This is a genomic window from Bifidobacterium angulatum DSM 20098 = JCM 7096, from assembly GCF_001025155.1.
Taxonomy (GTDB): domain Bacteria; phylum Actinomycetota; class Actinomycetes; order Actinomycetales; family Bifidobacteriaceae; genus Bifidobacterium; species Bifidobacterium angulatum.
The window spans coordinates 1720670-1744339 of sequence record NZ_AP012322.1; the positions used below are offsets into that span (position 1 = coordinate 1720670).

At 60.8% G+C, this 23670-nt stretch carries 21 protein-coding genes; 7 read left to right on the top strand and 14 right to left on the bottom strand.

Going from position 1 to position 23670, the window contains the following annotated elements; all coding sequences use genetic code 11:
• Nucleotides 1-248: 248 nt before the first annotated feature.
• From BBAG_RS06965 to dnaX, 4 genes are all read right to left on the bottom strand, one after another.
• Nucleotides 249-812, bottom strand: a complete 564-nt coding sequence (locus BBAG_RS06965; protein ID WP_003824918.1) for an ACT domain-containing protein — start codon at nucleotides 810-812, stop codon at nucleotides 249-251.
• Nucleotides 813-854: 42 nt separating this feature from the next.
• Nucleotides 855-1619, bottom strand: coding sequence for an aspartate kinase (locus BBAG_RS06970; RefSeq protein ID WP_035137079.1), 765 nt, complete (start codon nucleotides 1617-1619; stop codon nucleotides 855-857).
• A 143-nt stretch (nucleotides 1620-1762) separates the two neighbouring features.
• Nucleotides 1763-2365 carry a recombination mediator RecR gene (gene recR, locus BBAG_RS06975; RefSeq protein WP_003824922.1) on the bottom strand — a complete coding sequence of 201 codons (603 nt, stop codon included), beginning with the start codon at nucleotides 2363-2365 and terminating at the stop codon, nucleotides 1763-1765.
• A gap of 3 nt (nucleotides 2366-2368) precedes the next feature.
• Nucleotides 2369-5089 (bottom strand): DNA polymerase III subunit gamma/tau, encoded by a 2721-nt coding sequence (gene dnaX / locus BBAG_RS06980; protein WP_003824924.1) that lies wholly within the window; start codon nucleotides 5087-5089, stop codon nucleotides 2369-2371.
• Between the two features lie 191 nt (nucleotides 5090-5280).
• Here dnaX and BBAG_RS06985 point away from each other — a divergent pair, with 191 nt between their 5' ends.
• Nucleotides 5281-5886 carry a TetR/AcrR family transcriptional regulator gene (locus BBAG_RS06985; RefSeq protein ID WP_033509177.1) on the top strand — a complete coding sequence of 202 codons (606 nt, stop codon included), beginning with the start codon at nucleotides 5281-5283 and terminating at the stop codon, nucleotides 5884-5886.
• Nucleotides 5887-5943: 57 nt separating this feature from the next.
• Here the strand turns inward: BBAG_RS06985 and BBAG_RS06990 are convergent, their stop codons facing one another.
• The 4 genes from BBAG_RS06990 to BBAG_RS07000 are packed head-to-tail and all read right to left on the bottom strand — an operon-like array spanning nucleotide 5944 to nucleotide 8183.
• On the bottom strand, nucleotides 5944-7023 hold the full coding sequence (locus BBAG_RS06990) for a diacylglycerol/lipid kinase family protein (RefSeq protein ID WP_003824928.1): 1080 nt from the start codon (nucleotides 7021-7023) through the stop codon (nucleotides 5944-5946).
• A 32-nt stretch (nucleotides 7024-7055) separates the two neighbouring features.
• The gene (locus BBAG_RS08385; protein ID WP_003824929.1) at nucleotides 7056-7472 is read right to left on the bottom strand and encodes an Rv3654c family TadE-like protein; all 417 of its coding nucleotides are present in this window, start codon (nucleotides 7470-7472) and stop codon (nucleotides 7056-7058) included.
• Complete coding sequence (locus BBAG_RS06995; RefSeq protein WP_081443741.1) at nucleotides 7469-7885, bottom strand: TadE family type IV pilus minor pilin; 417 nt, start codon at nucleotides 7883-7885, stop codon at nucleotides 7469-7471. Before BBAG_RS06995 ends, BBAG_RS08385 begins: the two co-directional genes overlap by 4 nt.
• 7 nt (nucleotides 7886-7892) lie before the next feature.
• Nucleotides 7893-8183, bottom strand: a complete 291-nt coding sequence (locus BBAG_RS07000; RefSeq protein WP_033509179.1) for a DUF4244 domain-containing protein — start codon at nucleotides 8181-8183, stop codon at nucleotides 7893-7895.
• Nucleotides 8184-9039: 856 nt separating this feature from the next.
• Here BBAG_RS07000 and BBAG_RS07005 point away from each other — a divergent pair.
• From BBAG_RS07005 to BBAG_RS07030, 6 genes are all read left to right on the top strand, one after another.
• On the top strand, nucleotides 9040-9963 hold the full coding sequence (locus BBAG_RS07005) for a hypothetical protein (RefSeq protein ID WP_152595367.1): 924 nt from the start codon (nucleotides 9040-9042) through the stop codon (nucleotides 9961-9963).
• Between the two features lie 136 nt (nucleotides 9964-10099).
• Entirely contained in the window at nucleotides 10100-11224 is a 1125-nt protein-coding gene (locus BBAG_RS07010) for a CpaF family protein (protein WP_003824936.1), read from the top strand.
• Nucleotides 11225-11598: 374 nt separating this feature from the next.
• Nucleotides 11599-12846, top strand: coding sequence for a type II secretion system F family protein (locus tag BBAG_RS08155; RefSeq protein ID WP_162176184.1), 1248 nt, complete (start codon nucleotides 11599-11601; stop codon nucleotides 12844-12846).
• Nucleotides 12847-13095: 249 nt separating this feature from the next.
• Nucleotides 13096-15333, top strand: a complete 2238-nt coding sequence (locus BBAG_RS07020) for an RNA degradosome polyphosphate kinase (RefSeq protein WP_003824940.1) — start codon at nucleotides 13096-13098, stop codon at nucleotides 15331-15333.
• Nucleotides 15334-15467: 134 nt separating this feature from the next.
• Nucleotides 15468-16505, top strand: a complete 1038-nt coding sequence (locus tag BBAG_RS07025; protein WP_003824943.1) for an NUDIX hydrolase — start codon at nucleotides 15468-15470, stop codon at nucleotides 16503-16505.
• Nucleotides 16495-17295, top strand: coding sequence for a hypothetical protein (locus BBAG_RS07030; RefSeq protein ID WP_033509181.1), 801 nt, complete (start codon nucleotides 16495-16497; stop codon nucleotides 17293-17295). The genes BBAG_RS07025 and BBAG_RS07030 overlap by 11 nt, the downstream gene beginning before the upstream one ends.
• Before the next feature lie 200 nt (nucleotides 17296-17495).
• Here BBAG_RS07030 and BBAG_RS07035 read toward each other — a convergent pair whose 3' ends face one another.
• The 6 genes from BBAG_RS07035 to dnaB form a co-directional block, all read right to left on the bottom strand.
• On the bottom strand, nucleotides 17496-17732 hold the full coding sequence (locus BBAG_RS07035) for a hypothetical protein (protein ID WP_003824949.1): 237 nt from the start codon (nucleotides 17730-17732) through the stop codon (nucleotides 17496-17498).
• Between the two features lie 35 nt (nucleotides 17733-17767).
• The gene (locus BBAG_RS07040; protein ID WP_052941864.1) at nucleotides 17768-19492 is read right to left on the bottom strand and encodes an ABC1 kinase family protein; all 1725 of its coding nucleotides are present in this window, start codon (nucleotides 19490-19492) and stop codon (nucleotides 17768-17770) included.
• Entirely contained in the window at nucleotides 19489-19755 is a 267-nt protein-coding gene (locus BBAG_RS07045; RefSeq protein WP_033509183.1) for a phasin family protein, read from the bottom strand. The genes BBAG_RS07040 and BBAG_RS07045 overlap by 4 nt, the downstream gene beginning before the upstream one ends.
• A gap of 127 nt (nucleotides 19756-19882) precedes the next feature.
• Nucleotides 19883-20632: a type 1 glutamine amidotransferase gene (locus BBAG_RS07050; RefSeq protein WP_003824955.1), complete on the bottom strand. Its 750-nt coding sequence runs from the start codon at nucleotides 20630-20632 to the stop codon at nucleotides 19883-19885.
• Nucleotides 20629-22014, bottom strand: a complete 1386-nt coding sequence (locus BBAG_RS07055) for a Mur ligase family protein (protein ID WP_003824959.1) — start codon at nucleotides 22012-22014, stop codon at nucleotides 20629-20631. Before BBAG_RS07055 ends, BBAG_RS07050 begins: the two co-directional genes overlap by 4 nt.
• Before the next feature lie 6 nt (nucleotides 22015-22020).
• Nucleotides 22021-23418: a replicative DNA helicase gene (gene dnaB / locus BBAG_RS07060; protein ID WP_231855918.1), complete on the bottom strand. Its 1398-nt coding sequence runs from the start codon at nucleotides 23416-23418 to the stop codon at nucleotides 22021-22023.
• Nucleotides 23419-23670 lie beyond the last annotated feature (252 nt).

The window sequence follows — 23670 nt, forward strand, 5'->3', positions numbered from 1 at the left end:
TCGCATCAATACATCGCAGAAACGGAGGCCGGGTCGGTAAAACCGATCCGGCCTCCGTTTCTGCGCTTATATGGCTGATGCCGCGCAGCATGGCTTGCAGGGAGGCTCGATGCGAAAAACGGTACGCAGCATGATGCGCGAATACGCAAATATGCAAACGCACAAACATGCTTACATAACACTTGAGGCGGGCCCACACGCTTGCGTGGAACCCGCCTCATGCGGAAAACGTCGAGTCGGAACCCGAATCAGCGACCGGTGCCGCCGTACACCACGGCCTCCACCTGGTCGGAGTCAAGACCGTACGCGGTGTGCAGCGCCTTGACGGCGTCGTTGAGCTGATCCAGCGGCACCAGGGCGGCGATACGGATCTCGGAAGTGGAGATGATCAGCACGTTGATGCCCTTGTCGCTCAATGCGTTGAAGAACTTGGCGGCCAGGCCGGAATGGGTTTTCATACCGACGCCCACCACGGCGACCTTACCCACGTTGGAATCCACGTCAAAGGACTTGTAACCGAGTACATCGTGCTTTTCGATGAGGATCTCCTGCACCTGCTTGACCGCGGATTCGGGCACGGTGAAGGAAATGTCGGCGGTGCCGACGGAAGCGCCCGCCTGCACGATCATGTCGACGTTCACGCCGGCCATGGCCAGCTCGGTAAACACCTTGGCCGCCATGCCGGGCTCGTTCGGCACGCCACGCACGGTGGCCAAAGCCTCGCTGCGGTCGTGCGCAACACCGGAGATGACCGGGGCCTCCGGGCCAAGATCGGGGAACAGGTCGCCCATGGATTCGTTCTTATCGCTCATGTTCTCTTGCCTTCGCTTCTGTTGGGATGGGGATTTCGTTGACTAGTCGAGATTCGGCAGCGTGCGCGGGTCCACACCATTCGGCACGACCAGCGTGCCCGGCCTGTGGGAGAAGGACGAACGCACATGCAACGGCATGTTGAAACGCTGGGCGTATTCGACGCAGCGCAGCGCAAGCACCTTCGAACCGCATGCGGCCATTTCAAGAATCGAATCGTAGTCGATGCTGGGAATGCGCTTGGCGGTCGGGACGATGCGCGGATCGGCGGTGAAAATGCCATCCACATCGGTGTAGATCTCGCACATGTCGGCATCGAGGGCAACCGCCAAAGCGACTGCGGAGGTATCGGACCCGCCACGACCGAGCGTGGTGGCGTCGCCGTTGGCGTTGATGCCCTGGAAACCGGCGACAATCGCCACATCGCCTTCCTCAAGCGCATGCTTCACGCGATCCGGCTTCACGGACTTGATATGCGCCGCACCATACCGAGTGTCGGTGAAGAAGCCGGCCTGTTGACCAGTGAAGGAACGTGCGCTGGCGCCTTCGGCGTGGATGGCCATGGCGAGCAGGCTCATGGAGATGCGTTCGCCTGCGGTCATCAGCATATCCATCTCGCGCTCGGGCGGGTTGGAATCGATACTCAGCGCCTGATCGATGAGATCGTCGGTGGTATCGCCCATGGCCGAAACGACCACTGCAACGGAATTGCCCTTTTTCTTCGTCTCCACAACACGGCGGGCGACGCGCTTGATGGATTCGGCGTCGGCCACGGAGGAGCCGCCGTATTTCTGCACGATGAGAGCCACTGCTGTCCTATCCTCTGTCTTGAAAGTTTTCAAACCCGCGTCTCATAGTACGCAAGTGTGACGATTATATGGAGAAGCGTATTACCGTTCTTGACCCCGTTCACGATTTGGGACGATGCCGATGCCAGTAATACAGCTGACCATCAGGCTTCCCTACGACCGGAAAGCGCACGGCCGAGCGTTATCTCGTCGGCATATTCAAGATCGCTTCCCACGGGCAACCCGCTTGCCAGACGCGTCACCTTGATGCCGACCTGGCTGAGCAACCGGCTCAGATAGGTGGTCGTGGCCTCGCCTTCGATATTCGGGTCGAGTGCAAGGATCACCTCGGTAACGCTGCCGTCGCCCAATCGTTCCAGCAGCTTGGCGATGTTCAGATCGTTGGGCCCCACGTTCGCCATGGGGTTAATGGCGCCACCGAGCACATGGTACAGGCCGTGGTATTCGCGGGTGCGTTCGATGCTCATCACGTCCTTGGGCTCCTCGACCACGCAGATGATGCTGTGATCGCGGCGCGGGTCCAGACATACCGGGCATGGCGACGCCTCGCATACGTTTCCGCACACCTCGCAGAACTTCACCTTCGCTTTCACCTCGGTGATGGCATCGGCCAGATCGGCCGCCTCACGTTCGTCACTGCCCAAGATGTAGAAAGCGATGCGCTGAGCGCCTTTGGGACCGATTCCCGGCAGTTTGGAAAAAGCATCGATCAGCCGTTGGATCGCACCGTCATAAGCCAATGCCATGCGTCACTCCTCCGTATGCTTCGTTGTCTGGTGCATGTTACGCGGATTGTGCGGATCGTCGGCCGTGAACTCCTCGACCTTCTTGACCTCGAACAGGCGCTTGATGTCGTCCATGCTCATGGCCGTAGCCTCCCCCAGGGATTCGTCACTCATCGAGTACTCATCCTCGTCCGCGGCAACCTGCGGCTGAGGCGGCGCGGCTGCAGCTGCGGACATAGCCCACGGGTCGGGTTCCACCGCCGGGTCGATAGCCAGTTCAGGCCCCGGAGGGATAGGTTCGCCTGACGCCTGCCATGGGTCAGTCGCCGCGAGCTGGCTGGTGCCGGCATTCTCCTGCTGCTGGACATGCTCGCCTGCGGAGGCACCCCAATGCGGTTCCTGGGCAGCGTAATCACGCCCCTGCGCATTATGACGACTCGCATCGCCCGTCACGGATTCACCGGTTGCAGACGGTGCCGTCACCGTTGCGGACTGTTCCGAAGCGGACGATGCAGATTGTGCAGATGCCGATTGTGCGGATGCCGTTGGTACGGCCCACGGATCGATGCCATCGCTGACATCCGGCACCGCAACATGTTTGCTTTCATGCTCGCTCTGATGTTCGGGCTGCCCCTCGCCCTGACGATCGGGGTTCGCCGGCACAGCGGGCACTGCAGGCGTCGCCCACGGGTCATCGTCGTCCCCCGCTACGGATTGCGCTTCGGCAGCTTGAGACGAGCCATTCCCGTTCTGCTCCGATGCTTGCGAAACCGGTCTTTCCGGGGCGAACCCGTTCAGCGATCGATGGGAGTCACCATCGTCGGACGCTCCCGGCTGTTCGTTCGACGCGTCGGATTGCTCACGGTCGGCATCATTGGAATTCTCCGCCCACTGCGAAGCGCCGGCCGCCGTGGAACGCATGTTCTCCTGAAGCACCTGGGCTTTGATGCGCTGCTGTTCGCTCGCCGGAAGCTGCTTGAACGCCGGCGCACGCACGCCATCGTCCGTCAGCCTGGTAGGAGCGATTTCAACGCGCTCGCCGAATGCCTTACGCACTTCGGCACGCACAATGTCCACGACCTTGGTGGTGCCGTCGATTTCTTCCTTGGCCACGGCCAGGGCGAATGCATATTTGCTCAATGCCTTATCGAATTTCAGCCATAGGCGAGGATTGCCGGATTTCGACTGGGCTTCATACTTGATGCGCAGTACTTTGCTGCGGGACACGTACCGACGCACGTCCTCGGGAAGATCGCGCACCAACGCATCCCATGTTTCGTCCGGGGTGCGGTTATTCGGCACAGTGGCATCCGGCTGCGTTCCCATCGCCCAGCCATCGGCCTGGAGATTCGCGGGAGCCGATACTACGGCAGGTGCGGATTCCGAGGCATCGGCCGCCTGTACGGGCACCGTCGTCGAGGGTGCCGGCGAAACCGTCACCCCAGCGTTTCCCCGGTCATGCTCCTGATTACGGGCCGCGCCGGCGAAACCGCCCTGCGCCGGCGCGCCGGCATGACGTGAAGCTCCGGCGAAACCGGTATGCGCGCCCGATGTGACGGCCGGCTTCGTATCGTGAGCAGCGGCATTGCCGCCGGGCGCGACTGGAACGGCAGCGGTCTGTTGCATGATGGACCATCCGCTCTCATGCTCGGCCAGCAGGCGTGCTGCGAGCAATTCCAATCGCATACGCGGCGAAATGGCACCGGTCATAGTGCTCAACGTGGAGTTCATGGTGTCGGCCATTACCGTAAGTGCGGAAAGGCCGAGCGCCTTGGCCTGACGATGCAGCTCGTCCAGATCCTCGCCCTCGGCGGAGTCGGATAGCACGCTTTCCGCTCGATCGCCAGCCAGCGTAAGCACCATAAGATCACGTACACGAGCCAGAAGATCCTCGACAAAACGACGGGGGTCGAAACCACCGACCACGACTTTCTGCACCACGTCGTACAGCGCTTCGCCATTGCCGTCGATAACCGCATCAACGGCCTGCCCGATAAGCGTTTCCGGCGTGAAACCCAGCAATGCCACGGAAGCGTCATGCGTGATGACCCCATCGACGGAACCAATCATCAGCTGGTCAAGCACCGACAAGGTGTCTCGCATGGATCCGCCACCAGCGCGCATGGCCAGTTTCAGCACACCAGGCTCAGGCTTGATGCCTTCCTTGTCGCAGATCTGCTCAAGATAGGGGCCCATGATCTCCTGCGGCACCAGGCGGAACGGATAATGGTGGGTACGTGAGCGGATAGTGCCGATTACCTTGTCCGGTTCGGTGGTGGCAAAGATGAACATCACATGTTCCGGCGGCTCCTCAACGATTTTCAGCAAGGCGTTGAAGCCTTGCGGCGTAACCATATGCGCCTCGTCGAGAATAAAGATCTTGTAGCGGTCGCGAGCCGGCGCGAAACCGGCACGCTCGCGCAGTTCGCGGGCGTCATCGACGCCATTGTGCGAAGCCGCGTCGATTTCGACCACGTCGATGGAACCGGGGCCTCCGGTAGCGAGATCCTTGCACGACTCGCATTCGCCGCAGGGATGCGAGGTGGGACCTTTAGCGCAATTGACGCAACGCGCGAGAATACGCGCGGAACTGGTTTTGCCGCATCCCCGCGGCCCGGAAAACAGGTAGGCGTGCGTCAGCTTGCCTTCGTCAAGGGCCCTCATCAGTGGCACAGTGACTTGTTCCTGCCCGATAACGCCTTCGAACGTATCAGGGCGATAACGACGATAAAGGGCCAACGCCATAATTCTCAACACCTTCCGGTACTAGCCAGCACGCATCGCATACGCACCGTCACCTTACCGCATTCCCGTCTCAACATCGTCTTGCCCGCTAAGGGGGAAGACGCACAACACATCTACTGTACTGATTTCCGCCTGCCAACACCACAGCCCATCGTACGGTTGTATCCTGCATCATCCCGTACACTGGTGCTATGAGCTCCGGTAATACCCCAATGCCCAGTGGAAAGGGCGACGCCCGGCGCGCAGCCATCGTGCGCGCGACACGCGACATATGTGCCGAACAGGGCTTCTCCAAAGTCACTGTCAGCGACATCGCGAACCGGGCACATATGACACGCTCCCTGTTCTACCACTATTTTTCCGATAAAGACGAGGTGGCGGATGCGGTTCTCGACGATGTGGTCGGCGACATTCTCGCGCAGCTGGAGCAGTGGGACGCCTCCCGCAAACCCGGAGACATCGACGGGTCGTTGAACGACTTCGTCAAGCTCATTCGCAAACTCATCGTGGAGGAAAGCCCCTTCTCGAACCGAATAGTCAAGGATGGCAACGCCGCGCTGTACATCCGTTTTCTCGACCGTATCACCGACCGCATAGCCGATATGTTGCAGCGGACCACCGCTCAGGATTTCGAGACCCACTATGGCATGCCGATTATTTGCGTGCATGAAACGTTCATACTGCTGGTCTCCGGAATGATCTCGCTTATCCGCTCGCACCCTGACGTGCCGAATCTGACGGTGAAGAAGCTCATCGCGCAAACATTGCATCTCAACGATTACGTTCACCTCGATTAAACAGTCTCGGCTTCGTGCCGGCGTAATCCCGGGATGTTTTTCCGATGCGTTCCCGGCTCATATGGCACGGCCATCGCGTGCGATGAACTGATCGATCTGTTCCTTGCCGCGCCGACCTCGATGCCAGTTGACAACCGCAGGAGGAAGGAGTACGCGCAACATCTGTTTGCGGGATTCGACATGCAACGGCAGCGGCCCCACGCACTCACCATCGGCCATCGCCGTAGGCGGCTCGTCACCATCAGCCGACCGCGTGATACTCACGGATCGCACGCGCTGCCAAGACAGGAATCGCGAGGCCAGCAACCTGCCATCATACGCGTGGCGCAAAGCTCGCATAAGCTCAACGCAGCCAGGCATACGATTCATCCACACCATGTCAAGCAATCCGTCGTCGAGGGACGAATACGGCGAAACCTCGATGCCGCCGCCGATATGCCTTGAATTGGCCACTGTGAGCAGCGGTGTGGCCATATCCCATTCCTCGACGGTTCCGTCGGCCGTGGTGGCCTCGACGTGGTACCCGTATCGCTTCATATGCAGCAGTTCCGCAAGCACCGCGGCAAAGTAGCGCAACGATCCGCCCGGCAGTCGTGAACGGTTGGCTCGATCATTGATGCTCGCATCAATGCCGCAGGACAGCATTCCCGCGAAGAAACGCCCGTTTCCAAGCCCGGCGTCACCTGCACCCGGCATGGCGTCGGCCAGGTTCTGCCCGCTCACATACCCCATGTCGATATCCATGCATGAGCCGCATACGATGGCCCCGACGATGCCCTCCACCGCAGTCTCGATACGGTTCACCGGCAACTTGAGTCCCCTGGCGAAATCATTGCCGGAGCCAACCCCGACAATGCCCATTGGCGTGCCGCTATTCGCAACGGCATTGACACCCAGACTGACCATGCCGTCGCCACCGACCACAATCAGATAATCGTAGGTTCCTTGCGCGGCTTGCATGTTGGCAATGGATTCGGTAACAGTTTCGCCGGTCAGGTCCTTCGCCGCAAAACCGTGTGCCCTGCCTCGCTCATTCAGCAAATCCAGCACACGGCTGCCGGCTTTGGCTCCTTTGCCGTTGTTTGACGCCGGATTGCCGACTACCGCTACGATCGTATGCCGTTTCTGCTTGTTCATAACCACACGATACGCATCGCATGATGCGACAGTCAATCGCATGCCGAGGGACCGGCACGCGCCGAAGCGACGACCTTGGAAACCAGGGGTACGCCCACATGCATGGTTACGCTCACCTCCACATCGCCCATATGCTCTCCTTCCATATGGCATGACACCATGCTGGCGTTATTCCCCTCAGCCACGGCTCCCGCCAGCGAACACGGATCACGCCGACCGTTTCGCCAGGCAAGGGCCGCTGAGAATGCGGCCAGGTCAGCCGCAGATCTGGCCTGGGCATGGCGCACCGCAACATGCCCCGCTCCGCTCATCACGCTGACGAGTGTTGCAGCCACCATGACCAGCGCGACGCCCACCACGGTTCCAGACCCTTTATCCGACCGGTGCAGACGGATGCAGAGCCGCCGGATCGGCAGAAGCAATCGCTGCAATTGACTACGTGCAATCATGTCAGTATTCCCACTGCCCGGCCTTCGACCACGGTAGGCAGCACGCCTCTTGGGTCGGGCAGTACCGGGCAGCGAGCGACAACGTTCACCCGCTGCCCTGCAGTACTGACGTTCAAGGCGATGCCATCACCGACCGCATTGCGCGCCGCCGCAGACGAATCCGCACCGCCGCCAGCGGCGACGGCGGCACGTGCCGCGGCCGATGCCGCATCCTGGCAGCCAATGGACACCCCCACCAGGCGAGTCAACGAAAGCAACAGCAATGCCACCACCATTACGGCAGGCAGCACTGTGGCGAACTCCGCGGTAACCGAGCCTCGTTCGAGCGGAGCATGCGGCAATGGCACCGCCCGCGGCGCGCGGCCAATCAATTCGTCGGGCGGGCGGCGAGCACGATGAGCCGTACGCGTCATGGTCGGCTCACCCTCCCATGCTGAGTGCCTGTTTGACAATGTCCAGCAGCATTTTCCGCACTGTTTCCGATTTCATGATTGTGACCAGCAGTGCCGCAAAACCCGTGGCCGCAACGAGTACGACCGCATATTCGGCGGTTGCCGCACCTTCTTCCGGTTCGATGCGCCCGAGCCGTGCTTTGGCGTCCATCAGGCACAGCTTTCCGTAGATTCCCTCTCGCACCGTCGATATGTGTCGTTCCGCCCGGTTTGCGAATCCCGGGCTTTTCCCGGTATTGGATGCAGATGTCTGGCGCATGTTGCCCTCCTTGACTGTAGTCCGTTGCCGATCTGTTTCGACCGGCCCCATCACTGTGCCCAATGAGTTCGGGCGCCGGCAACGCGTTGGGGGATTGTGGTCGACACTCCCCCTGGTTATCCACACCCCGGCGTGTTATCCACCGCAATCAGGCTAGGGCGAATGTTGTGTTCCGTTCGTTTCCCTTGAACCGACACGCCGTCGATATCACGCAAATGCACACAAGGAAACATATGGATGGAGCGAAGTGCACATTCCATTTCAAATCACTGTGTTTTCCTGTCGATTTGCACCATTTGAGCACGAAAGCGAACATGGTTTCCGACCAGGTTGCGCAGGCTCTCGAACGCGCCTAAATTGTGAGGTACAAGGACAACAGAACAGAGCAGAGCCCACAAAGAAGTAATGGTCATAAGGACTGGTACGTTGGACGGGCATTGGATAGACTTACCGTTGCAACGATGATGTTGTGCAGAGATTCTGCTCAGGTTGGACTTGGAAGGGAACCCGCTTCGGCGGGTTCCCTTTTTTCATGCGTCTGGTCCACCCTTGTCCAATATCGTTTGCGCACATCCTGTTTCCATACGCCCAGCGATTGAAACAGGCATTCACCCCCCCCCCCCCCGCGTTTCCGTTGGCCCCTCCGCTCCGCTGCCCTTGTCTGCACTCATCGTCTTTTTCGCTCACATAGATCGCGCAAACACACAGAAAAAGACAGATCCACACGTAATATCACATGACATCCGTGGATCAGGCCGGTGGATAACACGCCGGGGTGTGGATAACCAATGGGAGTGTCGACCACAATACCCGAACGCCGTTGTGCCCTACCGAAATCACAGGATTCAATCGAGGCATGACTATGACATCATTCTCGAACAACACATACAGGCGGCCGGCACCGGCAAGCTCCGCCTTGCAGGCGCATACGTCGGCGGGCAGGCAATCGTCGATCGCCAACGTGCATACGCCCATGCCACATACCGGCTATGGGAGCATCATCGCCACGCCACGGTACTCGAATCTCATATCGTTTACCTCTCCAAGTGGCGGCATCGGGCTCAGCACCATCACTGCACTCGTTGCGCTCACGCTCAGCATGCAAGACATCGACTGCGCACTGCTGGACGCCGACATCCCGCATGGAGGTCTGGGGATTCTGCTTGGCATAGAGCACGAGCCGGGACTCAGCCTGCAGGACATCGACGCCCCGCTGGGCCGGATCGACGGCAAGGCCTTCAATCTTGAACTGCCTCATTGGGAAGGCATCAACGTGCTCGCCTGCGCATCATGGCGCGGGCAACTGCCTGAATGGTGGCAGATGCAGGCGGCCATACAGGCCTTATGCGAAGCCAACCGTATGGTACTGGCCGATGTTGGCGACGGAACGGTTTGGGAATACGTGCCGGAACTGCTCATGGCACAGCATGTTGTCGCCGTGGAGTTGTCGGTGCTTGGCCTGGCCCGTGCCAAGGCACACCTTGCACGGCTCCAGCGACTGCGCCAGGAGCTTCAGGGAGATGACATCGACCACCCCGCACCGATTGTGGTGTTTACCGAACCACGTGGGGCGCCAAAACGATCGGCATCATCAGCCATCGCCACCACGGAGGCCATAGCCTACCTTGGCGGTGACGCGCTCGGCCCTATACAGCATGTTCCCCGATTATGCGCAGACATCCTGGAAGGTCTTGGCATTGAATCGACCCCTCGATGCAACCGCCCCACCATCGAGGCCCTAAGCGAGCGGATTGTGCAATCCGCAAACATTCAGACCTGACCAGGCCTGGGCGAGACCAGCCACGAAGCAATGCCGATCACGAAGCGATGGAGAATCCCCCGGCGCAGGCAGCGCGAATGCAGGAAAGCATGCACAGTCAAAGCATGTACACAGTCAGTCGACACAGGAGACGATCATGACGGTATTACGGCTCGGACCGCTGGAGGAGCTTGGCGCCGACCCCGGCATCACCGATGTGGCGATCACTTGCGAAGGAAGAGTCTGGGTGGATCGCGGTAACGGAATGAGCGAATATCATCCGCGCATCCCACTGCGCTCCCCCGCAACGGTACGCGAATACGCCGTTCAGCTATGCTCGCAGCTCGGCCGCAGGCTCGACGACGCCCGCCCGATCGCCGACGCCTCCGACGATTACGGAGTGCGCGTGCACGCGGCCATCGCACCGCTGGTACCGCAAGGCGCCTCAATATCCATCCGGTTCCCCGCACAATCCAACCCCACGCTCGACGCGCTGCTTCGCCAAGGCATGTTTCCCACCCCATGGCTGCCGGTACTGCGCAATCTGGTGCGGCAGAAGGCAACCATACTCATCACCGGCGGCACCGGTACCGGCAAAACCACGCTGATGAAGGCACTGCTGAATGAAACCGAACCCAACGAACGCATCGTCACCGTGGAGGAGACACGCGAGCTGAACGACATTACCTCGCACAATCATGTGGCATTGGCCACTCGCGAGGCCAATGTGGAAGGTTCCGGCGCCGTGGGCTTGCCGGAACTGGTTAAGGCCACGCTGCGCATGCGCCCGGATCGAGTCGTGCTGGGCGAATGCCGTGGCGAGGAAATCGCCGACCTGCTTCGCGCATACAATTCCGGCCACCGCGGAGGCATGACCACGTTACATGCGGACGGCGTGGCACGCGTCCCCTCACGACTCACCTCTTTGGGCATGCTCGCGGGATTGCGCCCCGAAGCGCTCTGTTTGCTCATCGAAGGGGCGTTCGACATAGTGATTCATCTTGAACGCACTGCAGGCCACCGACGCATCGCACAACTCGGCGTATTAGGCAGTGCCGGAACACAGCTCGCCGGCATCCCCCTATCGACCTGGAGCGGCACTGGACCACCCTCGTATTCAGCGGAATGGAACCGCTTCGCCGGCAGATGGCAATCGTATGAAAGGCCCTATGCCGAGAAAAAGCCGCCCGCAAGACAGCAGAAGAACAACGCGAAGCCCGTCCGGAAACCGTCGAGGCTGGTTTATCAGCTTGAAAACCAACCGGCTGGGACTTGCCATTGACGTGGAGACTTTAGGGAAATCGATTCCGAGCCAGCGCCAAGCCCCTGAAAAACAATTCGAAACTGGTTTGAGGCCGCTTCACCACCGATTGGCAGTCAGACCAATCGCATGACCAGATCGACAGCACGTCCAAATCAACCACGCAGTCAGACCGACAGCACGACCAGATTGGTTGCACGGCCAGACCGACAGCACGACCAGATTGGTTGCACGGCCAGACCTGCCACATGGCCAAGCCGACCGCAATATTCCGACCATGGCATTGGAGAAACACCATGCGTACCATGCACACCCTGCCCATCATCATCACCGTGACGATGGTTGCCACAGCCTTCACAATCCCTTGGATCCGATTACGCTGCGAACAACACCGCATGGCAGGTCTCACCATGGCACGCGCAACACCGCCCACGAACGCTTCGGGCATCGGTTCCGTCATCGCCGCGATCATCGCACGGACAGCCAGCGGAGGCAGCGCTCTCGAAGCCTTCCAGGAACAGTTCGGCGCACGATTCGCCACCTCGCGCATCACCACCGAACGCATCGCGATGATACTGCGCCGCCACGCCTCCGATGACGACACCGAGCATGACATCACCCGTATTGCCGGGCATCTTGCCTCGGCATGCGCATTAAGCGAGCGACTCGGCTGCGAAGTGCACCGCTGCCTGCAATCGGTATCCGACTCATACCGGCGTGAGTGCAAGGCGCGCGATCTACGCAAGGAGGCATTCGCCGCACCTCAGGCGACCATCCGCCTGATGAGCGCGCTCCCCCTCGCCACAGTGGCGCTCGGCGAATTCATGGGAGCGCACCCGATAACATTCCTGTTCAGCTCGCCCACCGGATTGGCCTGCCTTGTTGCAGGATCGGTTTGGTACGTTCTCGGACTGCTGTGGATACGCCGCTTGTTTACGCGATTCAATGCAGGTTGGCACGACGGGCCGCCAGTGCCGTTGGCATTGGAGATGATCGGAGCCGCCATCTCGCAGGGATCGCCCATACCAATGGCATTGGCCGCCGTAGGGCAAGCCCTTGAAGGGAACCGAACGGGAGGAATTGCCACGGTATTACGCAACGCGGGAGAGGCATTGCTGAACCAGACAACATGGCGCGAAGCGTGGACCGGGGCATGTGCGAGCGCATACCGGAGGCAGCCCCACAGCCCACACCATGTACGGGGAAGGCCCGTCTGTTCCGCCACACCGGAAGGAATCCCCGTAAGAAGCATCGACGGCATATGCGCCGGCAAAAACGCTAATAGACATGCACGCAAAGGCGCCGGCAAAAACGATGACGACGGCAGCGCCGGCACCGGCAGCAGCACCAGCAATGGCACTGGCGCTGACAACGGAACCGGCAACGGCAACGATTTCCATAGCGATATCAGCCGTCAGGCAATGCTGATCGCCAACTGTCTGGAGGCGGCATGGCATCATGGCGCGTCGCCCATGGCACAGCTTCGTCTTGCCGTTGCGGAACATGAACGCGCCGAGCGCAGCGCCATCGAACAATCCGCCGCACGACTTTCCATCCAACTGCTCAGCCCCACCGGACTCTGTTTCCTCCCGGCCTTCATCCTCATCGGCATTATCCCAGCCATCGCCTCATTCGCCGCCTGAACGGCGTGCACACAGCTGAACGGCGTGCGTTACAACCATGCACACGCAACTGCTCGGCGAGCCCACCGGCCACACGGGAAACGCCTTATAAACCCCAATGGACAGAAGATGCACGAAAGCACAGACAGAGATGCCTTCAGCAGTTAGACACCAAGCGACATACCGTTGGTTATCGAAAATGTAAACCCCTTTTGAATTTTGTGGAACCAAACTGGACGTATAGACCTTGGAAAGCCTACGATAAGACCTATGGCACAGATTTTTGACGCACCCTCAAAGGCGATTCTGCGTAGTCAGATTGCAGAGCACATCGCTGAGACGAACAAGAACGACAGACGAGAGACGCTGGAAGGCGAGGCACCGTTGCCTCCCGATCGTTTCTTCGACCGTGAATTGAGCTGGCTGAAGTTCAACAAGCGAGTCCTGGAGCTTGCCGAGGACGAGGATCAGCCGCTGCTGGAGCGCACCAACTTCGCAGCGATCTTCGCCAATAACCTCGATGAGTTCTTCATGGTTCGAGTGGCCGGTCTCAAACGCCGTATCGACTCCGGCATCGCGGTTCCTTCCGCTTCCGGATTGAGCCCACGCCAGCAGTTGCGCGCCATCAGCGACCAGGCGCACGCCCTGCAGGACGAGCACGCCCACTACGTGATCAGTCACATCCTGCCTGCGCTGGCCAAGGAACATGTGGTGCTGCTGAGCTGGGATAAACTCACCACCGAGGAGCAGGAGCGTCTCTCCCGCTACTACCGCCAGCAGGTGTTCCCCGTGCTCACCCCGCTCGCGGTGGATCCGGCCCACCCGTTCCCCTACATTTCCGGTGGTTCGTTGAACCTCGCCGTATTGGTGGAGAACCCGACCAGCGGCAAGTCCCACTTCGCCCGCGTGAAGATCCCGGACAACCTCGACCGCCTGGTTCCGGTGGACGACATGACCGATGAGGAATCCAAGGAGGAGCGTTATGGCTTCATCACCATGGAGAACCTCATCATCGCGCACCTTGAATCGCTGTTCCCGGGCATGATCATCAAGGAGGCACGTTCCTTCCGCGTCACCCGTAACGAAGACATCGACGTTGAGGAAGACGACGCCGAAAACCTGCTCAACGCCATGGAAAAGGAGCTGCTGCGCCGTCGTTTCGGGCCGCCGATCCGCTTGGAAATCTCCGACGAGACCAGCCCGTTCCTGTCCCAGCTGCTCGCGGACCAGCTGCGCGTCAGCGTCGATGAAGTCTACCGTCTGCCGACCCCGCTGGATATGACCGTGCTGTTCGAGCTTGGCGGCATCGACCGTCCGGATCTGAAGAACCGCCCGTTCATCCCAACCACGAACCGTCAAATCGCCGAAGTCGAATCCAGCCGTGCACAGGACATTTTCGCCGCCATCCGCGAACGTGACATTCTGCTGCACCACCCGTACGATTCCTTCTCCACCTCGGTGCAGGCGTTCCTCTCACAGGCCGCCGCCGACCCGAGGGTGCTGGCCATCAAGCAGACGCTGTACCGTACCAGCTCCAACTCGCCGATCATCGACGCGCTGATCGACGCAGCCCATGCCGGCAAGCAGGTGCTGGCTCTGGTCGAGATCAAGGCCCGATTCGACGAGGATGCCAACATCAACTGGGCCCGCAAGCTTGAACGTGCCGGCGTGCACGTGGTGTACGGCATCGTCGGCCTGAAGACGCACTGCAAACTCATCGAAGTGGTGCGCCAGGAGCAGGATGGCCTGCGCCGCTACTGCCATGTGGGAACCGGCAACTACAATCCGAAGACCGCACGACTGTACACCGATCTTGGCCTGCTGACCTGCGATCCGGTCGTCGGCCAGGATATGACCCGTCTGTTCAACCAGCTGAGTGGCTATGCGCCCAAGTCAAGCTTCCATCGTCTGCTGGTCGCACCGCGCACCATCCGCACCGGCCTGATCCAGCGCATTCGCCGCGAGGAGGAGGCCGCACGCGCCGGCAAGGAGGCGTGGATCAAGATCAAGGTCAATTCGGTGGTGGACGAGAAGACCATCGACGCTCTGTACCGCGCAAGCCAGGCCGGCGTGAAGATCGATATCGTCGAACGTGGCATCTGCTCGCTCAAGCCCGAGGTTCCCGGGTTGAGCGACAACATCCGCGTCCGTTCGATTCTCGGCCGTTTCCTGGAGCACAGCCGCATCTACGCGTTCTGCAACGCCGACGGCCCGCAGATCGGCGAAGGTCCGCTGTCCGGCCCCGAAGTGTGGATCGGTTCCGCCGATCTGATGCACCGCAACCTCGACCGTCGTGTCGAGGCGCTGGTCCGCATCACCGCGCCGGAACAGATCAACGAACTCGTCAAGTACATCGACATGCAGATGGCCGATTCGACGATCAGCTGGCACATGCAGGCCGATGGCACATACGTGCATCATTCCAAGGATGAGGAAGGCAGGCCGCTGATCGACAGCCAGGAATACCTCATCAAGCAGCATCTGCGCCGTCCGGTGACGCATAGCTGACCGGCATCGCACACTGACTGCATAATGGCAAGGGAAGAGCCCGGTATCCCCGGGCTCTTCCCTTGCCATTGGCGCTGCGTTGTGCCGCATCACACCCGCGCACAGTTTTCCCAACCCATGACAGAAGGCATATTGTGAGACGAATTGTTGAGGCCGCCGGCGGCATCGTATACCGCAGACGCGCAAGCCAAGACGGCAACCCAGGCGAACTCGAAGTATGCCTGGTGCACCGCCCCAAATACGACGATTGGAGCTGGCCGAAAGGCAAACTCGACGCCAACGAATCGCATCGGCATGCCGCAGTACGCGAAATCAGCGAAGAGACGGGCCTGCCGGTTGTGCTCGGCCCCTACCTGGACGACGTAGAATACCCGTTAAGCGACGAGGGGAAGAAGAACCGCAAGGCGAAAAGCACCGCTTCCGTACTCAAACATGTGAAGTTCTGGATGGCCACGCCGATCAGCACCGAGGACGATCGCAAACGGTCGGCGGCGTTCGGCCCCGTGCACCGTGCGGACGTGGGCGAAATCAACTCGGTGCTCTGGCTCACCCCTGCCGAGGCACGCAAGAAACTCACCCATTCCACCGATAAGGACCTGCTCGCCGTCTTTATGGATCGCATCAGCGAAGGAGCCGAACAGGCCGTCGCGTTCCTTGTGGTCCGTCACGGCAAGGCCGAGGCGCGCAAAGCATGGAAGGGCGAGGAGGCCCATCGCCCGATCACCCCACGCGGCGCCGCATACGCGTTCGCGCTCAGCTACGAACTCGCCTGCTTCAACCCGACGAGACTCGTCTCATCACCTTGGATTCGCTGCCTGGAAACATTGGACATGTTCTCGTGGCAGACCCATCAGAGCATTGTTCACCTGCCGCAGCTCACCGAGGACGCGTTCGCGCAGAACCCGCATACATCATGGGAATGCTTTTATACGGAAATGCTGAACGCGGTACGTTCCGGCACACCGACCGCGATCTGCATGCACAGGCCGGTCATCGGCGGCATGTTCGAGCATATGCGCGGCATCTGCGCCACGAAATCACTGGCCAAACAACTTATCGCCAAAACACCCTACATGGCCACCGGAACGGCCATCGCCGTATTCGCCATCCCGAAAAGCGATGGCACATTGACCATCATCGACCTGCAAAAGGTGGTACCGCTTGTCTACTAGACCACAGGACCCCAGTTCCTCGAACTCCTCCGCCGCCGCAGCCGCGTCACGCGCCGCCCGCTACACCGTTAACGGCCCGGGATTCGCGTCGCTACGCACTTCGGGCACCGGCTTCGCCCCCGCACGTCTTGGGGCGTCACGCCCCTCACGCCCCGGCCAGTTAAGCCCGGCCGTTGCCGAGAATATCGCCGGAGGCATGGATCCGCAAGACATCAGCGAAATCAGCCACCTGTCCGCCGCGGCGCTGCTCGACCGCGTGCAGCACAGCGAGGACCCCGAGGTGGTCCACCGCGTGCTGACACTGGTAGAGACGGTCGGCGTGGACGAAATCGCCGAACTGTGGAGCAAATCGGAGCCCGATTCGCTGCCTGGCATCCTGTGGCGCCTGTATCTGCTACGCACCTGGATGCGTACACACCGCGACAGCATCGCGCGCCTGTGGCGCGTCGGCGAACCCGTGGCGACCAGCGCCTCCGCCATTGCCGGCGTGGATCAGGCGCCAACCGAAGAGGATATCGCACGAACCGCGGATTCGATTCTCTCCGGTGCGTTCACCGGCGATTTCGCCGTGGCGCTCGACCGTGCGGCCGCCTTCGTAGACGTGGTGACGCTTGGCTTGCGTATCGAAGCGAAAATCATGATAACCAAAGCAGTGCAGATGCACCCCGAATCGGAAAAGCAGATACGCACGAAGGCGGCACGACTGCTGCACACGGCCGGCAATCTGAGCGTGACTGCAAAGGATTTCCATCACGGCGCCGCGCTGTGGCGGTGTGGCAAACTCGAATAGTGCGTATACTGTTGTCTGCGCCGGGCCGTGCTTAAGCCCCGGGCTCCATTTTTTGCCGCTGCGAGCGGCCTTTGCGCCGACAGGCGCTTTCATGGTTCGGCGCATTTACACTTCCACTCCCCCGCACCTGTGCAGGGGAGTTTTGTTATGCCTGTTCATTGCCGCCGCGTCTCAGCAGATGCAACGCATGCCGGCCACGCTCACACCAGTCGAGTGCCGCGCCTGCGCGAGGAATCGCCGTATTTGCGGTATGCCGCGTACGAGACCACGGCCAGACCGGCGATCAGCACGCCGGCAATCAGCACGCCGGCGATCAGCACGCCGCGCATCGTCTCGCCGCCGGTGAAGGGCAGATCGTTCACCTTCGCCGTGCACTGTCTGAGTTCGCCGCTCACATTGCCGGCACCATCAGCTTTGATCTCCTCCAGCTGCGCCATGGTGCCGACCGGATCTTTGGAGAGCTGCCAGCCGCTCAGCGTTTGCGTTTGCGCCCCTTGATCAGAATGTCGAGCACAATCCAACAGCCCAGAACGAACGCCACGATATAGCCCATGAACCCGACGATCGGAATGCCGAACACCACCGGCTTGATACCCGCGTAGTACACAATGGACGAGCCGATGAACAACCCCACCACAATCAGCGCCATGGTCAGCCTGTTCACCATATCCGACAGCTGCTGGAACGGTTCCTCGGAGCCGACCAGCTCCATATTGACGCGCAACTTGCCACGAGTGAGCATCCGCGTGGCATGCTTCAGCTCGGTCAGGGCCGACAGCGTGCTGTGCAACGCCTGCCGGCCTTCGATGGCCAGCGACTTCGCCTCCTTCTTGACCATGGTCTCCCGGCTTTCCGAAGAGGCGATGTGATCGGGGATGATCTGAATCATATTGACGTTGGGAATGAACTCATCCAGCAGCCCCTCCAACGTGATCAGTGCACGCCCCACCGTGGTGATGCTGCTCGGTATCTCGATGCCATGACGGGCGGCAAGCTGGGTGAGCGAGGCAAGGAACGCGGCGATATCCAGCTCGGCCAGATCGACCTTGCCGTATTCCTGCACGACCATGTCAAGATCGTCAAGCAACGCTGGGTAATCCTCGGCATCCGGACTCGTGTTGGCGAAGCGCAGCAGGCTGTCCGCCAAAGCCGGCGAATCCTGCTGGGCGACCGCGAAGAGCATATCCTTGAGCACGGTGCGGGTGCGCTGATCCAAACGCCCCGTCATACCAAGGTCGATAAGCACAATCTGCCCGCCGCGCACGATAATGTTGCCCGGGTGCGGGTCGGCATGGAAGAAGCCCTCGTCCAGAATCTGCGTGGCGTAATTGTCGACCAGCTTGGTGCCAATCTCCTTCAGATCGTAGCCGGCCGCGAGCAGCTGCTTGGGGTGCGAGACGGAAATGCCGTCGATGTAATCCATCACCACCACATGCTCGGTGCACAACTCCGGGTAGGGCGCCGGGCAATCCATGTACTTGTATGGCTTTGAAAACCGCTTGAACGCGGCCAGATTACGCGCCTCGACCAGCGAATCGGTCTCCGCTTCGAAGGTGTCCCACAGTTCCTCGACCACACCCTTGAAATCGACGATCTGCGCATCGGGGAACAGTTTCGCGGCCACCTTGGCCAGCGAGCGCATGATCGACACGTCCTGCGCCATGGTTTCGCTCACGCCTGGGCGCTGCACCTTCACGGCCACGTCCTCGCCGGTCACCAGGGTGGCGCGATGCACCTGAGCCAGGGAGGCCGAGCCCAACGGCTTGGAGTCGATGTGGGAGAAGATCTCCTCGATGGGTCTGCCGTATTCCTCGGCGAGCGTGTCGATCACCACCTGGTAGGGCATGGGGTCGGCGTCGGCGCGCAGTTTGGACAGTTCGTCGCAGAAGGATTGCGGCAGCATTTCGGAACGCATCGACAGGATCTGCCCGACTTTGACGAAGGTGGGTCCGAGCGCTTCGAACATGAGGCGCATCTTGACGGGTGTCAGGCCGTGGAAGATGTCGAACTGCCTGGCGATATGGATGATCTGGTTCAGCCGCTTCACCTTGCCGCGCCTGGTCAGATGGTAGCGCTCGGAGAAGCTGTCTCGACGCAAGCCGAACAGCGAGAAGGTCTCCCCTTCCCGCTGCACGGTTCGTTCAAGATCCACCGTATCCGTTGCGGATTCGGCGGGCTGTGGCGTGGAATCGCTCACTCGGCCTGCTCGCCTTGTTCGTCATCGGCCTTGGCAGCGGCCCTGTCGGCGGCTTCGGCGGCGGTGGCCTTCGCGTCGTCCACGACTTCGCTCACCTTGCGTTTGAGCTCGGTGTTCAGCGCTTTGCCCTGTTCGACGGTGATCTCGCCTTTCTTGACGAGTTCGTCCACGATTTCGCTGCTCTTCTCGTATGTGGTGGCCAAGGCGCCAATGCCGGCCAGAACGATCTTGCGCAGGCCGTCGCCCAGATTGAGATCAGCCATGATGCCCTCCTTGTTGCAGTGTGGGTGCGGCCGCATGCCGCATCGCTACGTTCTAGCCTACCGCACCGAATCGGCGCGGGCTTATGAACAAAACGCCGGGATTGTCAGGCCGACACCATTGAGGCGATCAGCGCGGCCTGAACGCGGCGACCTCGCGGGCTTTGGCACAGTAGTTGTCAAGCCGTGCGAGCTCGTCACGCTGGGCGTCGGTCTGCTCCGACAGGTCGAAGCCGCCGTACCGGCGTTCCACTGCGGTGCGGATCAGAAAATCGCTGATCGCCGGGTTCTTCGGCAGCAGCGAACCGTGCATGTAGCTGCCGATCATGTTGTGCACGCGTGCGCCTTCGGTGCCGTCCTCGCCGTTGTTGCCCAGGCCTTCGCCCACGGTGCCGAGCGGCTTGACCCCTTCGCGCAGGAAGGTCTGGCCGGAATGGTTCTCGTAGCCGATGATGCTGCCGAAATCCTCGGATTGTTCGACCAGATTGCCGATGCGTCGCACGTCGCTGCCCACGGTGTACGCGCCGATCACGCCGATGCCGTCCAGCCTGGTGCCGTCCACGGTTTCGAAGTATTCGCCGAACAGCTGGTACAGGCCGCAGATCATGAGCATCGGCACGCCCTGCTCCACCAGTGAGCGCAGCAGATCGGCACGGGCGAACAGGTCCGTGATGATCTTTTTCTGGCCGGTGTCCTGGCCTCCGCCACCAAGCACCATATCGGCGTGCTGAGGCCACGGGTCGCCCTGGTTGACCAGGTGCACCTGCGGATCGTACCCGTACAGGCGCAGGCGGCGTGTGATGGCGAGCACGTTGCCGGTATCGCCGTAGATGTTCATATCCTTGGGGTATAGGGATACGATGTCGATCTGTTTGCTCATCTGCCCACCCCCGCATCGGAGACTTCGGTGATATGCCCAAGCACGGCACGCGCCTTGAGCATGGCGGTGTACGTGCAATACATGTGTTTCGGTTTGCCTGGATTAGCGGTTACGAATTCGGTGACGGCGTGTTCGAAGTCGGTATCGACCTTGGCCACCGGCACCTCCTCGTAGCCCAGCCGCAATGCCATATCCCACGCGCGTACGCCCGACACCATGGCGACGCCAGCCGTACGCAGCGAGGTGAAGTCCACGTCCCACAGCCAGCTCATGTCACGCCCGTCGGCGTATTCGTCGTTGATGGCGATCATGGTGTCGCAACGTTCCGGCGCGAACGAGGCGAGCGACAGTCTGAATCCCATGGGGTTCTTGACCAGCAGCAGTTCCACCGGCGAACCGTTGACCTCAATCACTTCGCCTCGGCCGAAGGCCGGGGTGACGCCGGATACGGCCTTGATCAGCGCGTCCGCGTCGCTGCGCATCGCCGTTTGCGGCACGTCGGCGGCGACGGCGCGCACCAGGGCGAGCGCGGCGGCGGCATTGTACAGGTTGTAGACGCCTTCGAGTTTGACGGCGGTATCGTGGTTGTGCCCGTCCATCAGGAAGGTGGCCGCATGGTCGCGCACTTCCACCAATGTCACGTCGGCGCAATGCTCGTTTGCGGGCATCTGCCCGGGCTGTGCCTGTTCCGCGTCGCCGGCGTTCCCGGCGGCGGTCGCTGCGGTCTCTGCATGCCCTGCGATCTTGGCCGCGCCGGTGAGTTCGGCGTTCATCTCGTCATCGGTCGGGAAATAGTGCTTCAGCGCCTTCGCCAAACCGAAATACCTGACGGCCGTGTCGTGCGGCACCTTGCCGGCGAGCGCGGCGATGCGCGGATCCTCGCGGTTGAGCACCACGGTTCCAGTGGTCGCTTCGGCCACGTGCCCGAGGAGGCGTGCGGTGTTGTCGATTTCGCCGAATCGGTCGAGTTGGTCGCGCATCACGTTGAGCAGCAGACTGTACCGGGGTTTGACCTGCTTGACGAAGTGCACGGCATAGGCTTCGTCGAGTTCCAGCACGGCGATATCGGCGTTCAGTTTGCCGGTCAGGCTCACTTCGGTGAGCAGTGCGGAGACCACGCCACGGGTGAAGTTCGAGCCGGTGGGGTTGGTGAATACCCGCAATCCCAGGTCGCTGAGCATGGAGGCGACCATGCGCGTGGTGGTGGTTTTGCCGTTCGTGCCAGAGACCAGCACCACACCGTAGGGCAGTTGGCTTAGGGTGCGGGCGAGGAATCCGGGGTCGATGCGTTCGACGACTTTGCCTGGCAGGGCGCTGCCGCCGTGATGGGTCAGGCGTGCGAGATGGCGTACGCATCGCCCTATGGCTACTGTTGCGAACAAAAGGGATCACACTCCTTGCGCGTAGTCCTGTGGCATGTCCTTGAACTTCGATGTTGCGCCAAGGAACGCCAGATGGAAGGTTTCGGTCGGACCGTTACGGTGCTTGGCCATGATGATGTCGGCCTCGCCCGGTCTGTCTTCCTTATCGTAGAAGTCGGGTCTGTGCACCAGGAACACCACGTCGGCGTCCTGTTCGATCGAGCCGGATTCACGCAGGTCGGACAGCTGCGGCTTCTTGTCGTTGCGCATTTCCGGGCCACGGTTCAGCTGGCTCAATGCCACCACCGGCACCTCAAGCTCCTTGGCGAGCAGTTTGAGCGCACGGGAGAAGTCGGAGACCTCCTGCTGGCGGCTTTCTACCTGCTTGCCCGAGGTCATGAGCTGCAGGTAGTCGATGACGACGAGCTTCAAATCATTGGTCTGCTTGAGTCGGCGGCATTTCGCACGAATCTCCATCAGACTCATATTCGGCGAATCGTCGATGAATAGCGGGGCGTTGTCGAGCTTGGACCAGAAGTTGTTCAGGGTGGCCCACCGGTCGGGGGTGATTTCGTCGGCGCGGCGCAATGCGCCGAGCGGAATGTCGGTTTCGGCGGAGATGATGCGCTGCGCAAGCTCCACCTTGCTCATTTCCAGGCTGAACACGATGGTGGTCAGTTGGTGGTGCAGCGCGGCCGCGCGGGCGAAGTCGATGCCGAGCGTGGACTTACCCATGGCCGGTCGGCCTGCCACGACGACCATCTGGCCGGGTTGTAGGCCTTGGGTCAGGTCGTCGATGTCACGGAAGCCTGTCGGCACGCCTTTGTTGACCAGTCCCTGCTGCAACTGGTCGATCTGGTCGAGCGCGTCATGCACCACCGGCCCGATGGCGGTGTAGTCCTGCCGTACCTTGCCCACGGACATCTCGTAGACCTCGGATTGTGCGAGGTTGACCACGTCTTCAGCCTGCGAGCCTTCGGCCGAGTAGCCGAGCTGCGCGATTTTGGTGCCGGCTGCGATCACGTTGCGCAGGATGGCACGTTGATGCACGATTTCGGCGTAGAACGTGGCGTTGGCCGCCGTAGGCACGGATGCGACGAGCGAATGCAGGTAGTCGGTGCCGCCCACCTTGTCGAGGTCGCCGTGCTTCATCAGCTCGTTGGCGACAAGCACGGCGTCCACCGGCTGCGATGCGGAGAAGAGGTTGATGATGGCCTCGTAGATGGTCTGATGCTTGGGCTGGTAGAAGTCGGTGACCTCGATCATCTGGCTGACCTCGCCGATGGCGTCCTTGCTCATCAGCATGCCGCCCAGCACCGCCATCTCGGCATCGTCATCGTGCGGGGGCACACGGTCGAATAGTGGATCACGCACCGGCGTGCCTGTTCTGCCGGGCACATAGCCGCCGGCTGCGTCGTCTTGCATATCGTCTTCCCAAGGTTCCTGAGCCATGGTTCCCCAGTATAGGAGAGGTGCGGGAAGGTGGCCGCGGGTTGGCGCAAAGCAGCGGGAAGCCCTCACGGAAACGCACATTGACGGTATGCATATATGAATGGAAGTTGAACATCGCATGACAAACGCAACACGCGCGGACCATGAATGTGGATAGAAATTTTAGTTATCCACATTTCGGGGATAACTGTGTGGATAACGTATGCGGTTTTCCACATAGTGGGG

Excerpts from the sequence above, each read along its gene's own strand:
- BBAG_RS06965 (WP_003824918.1), bottom strand. The coding sequence starts at position 812 with ATGAGCGATAAGAACGAATCCATGGGCGACCTGTTCCCCGATCTTGGC.
- recR (WP_003824922.1), bottom strand. The coding sequence starts at position 2,365 with ATGGCATTGGCTTATGACGGTGCGATCCAACGGCTGATCGATGCTTTT.
- dnaX (WP_003824924.1), bottom strand. The coding sequence starts at position 5,089 with ATGGCGTTGGCCCTTTATCGTCGTTATCGCCCTGATACGTTCGAAGGC.
- BBAG_RS06985 (WP_033509177.1), top strand. The coding sequence starts at position 5,281 with ATGAGCTCCGGTAATACCCCAATGCCCAGTGGAAAGGGCGACGCCCGG.
- BBAG_RS06990 (WP_003824928.1), bottom strand. The coding sequence starts at position 7,023 with ATGAACAAGCAGAAACGGCATACGATCGTAGCGGTAGTCGGCAATCCG.
- BBAG_RS08385 (WP_003824929.1), bottom strand. The coding sequence starts at position 7,472 with ATGATTGCACGTAGTCAATTGCAGCGATTGCTTCTGCCGATCCGGCGG.
- BBAG_RS06995 (WP_081443741.1), bottom strand. The coding sequence starts at position 7,885 with ATGACGCGTACGGCTCATCGTGCTCGCCGCCCGCCCGACGAATTGATT.
- BBAG_RS07000 (WP_033509179.1), bottom strand. The coding sequence starts at position 8,183 with ATGCGCCAGACATCTGCATCCAATACCGGGAAAAGCCCGGGATTCGCA.
- BBAG_RS07005 (WP_152595367.1), top strand. The coding sequence starts at position 9,040 with ATGACTATGACATCATTCTCGAACAACACATACAGGCGGCCGGCACCG.
- BBAG_RS07010 (WP_003824936.1), top strand. The coding sequence starts at position 10,100 with ATGACGGTATTACGGCTCGGACCGCTGGAGGAGCTTGGCGCCGACCCC.
- BBAG_RS08155 (WP_162176184.1), top strand. The coding sequence starts at position 11,599 with ATGGCAGGTCTCACCATGGCACGCGCAACACCGCCCACGAACGCTTCG.
- BBAG_RS07020 (WP_003824940.1), top strand. The coding sequence starts at position 13,096 with ATGGCACAGATTTTTGACGCACCCTCAAAGGCGATTCTGCGTAGTCAG.
- BBAG_RS07035 (WP_003824949.1), bottom strand. The coding sequence starts at position 17,732 with ATGGCGCAGCTGGAGGAGATCAAAGCTGATGGTGCCGGCAATGTGAGC.
- BBAG_RS07045 (WP_033509183.1), bottom strand. The coding sequence starts at position 19,755 with ATGGCTGATCTCAATCTGGGCGACGGCCTGCGCAAGATCGTTCTGGCC.
- BBAG_RS07050 (WP_003824955.1), bottom strand. The coding sequence starts at position 20,632 with ATGAGCAAACAGATCGACATCGTATCCCTATACCCCAAGGATATGAAC.
- dnaB (WP_231855918.1), bottom strand. The coding sequence starts at position 23,418 with ATGCAAGACGACGCAGCCGGCGGCTATGTGCCCGGCAGAACAGGCACG.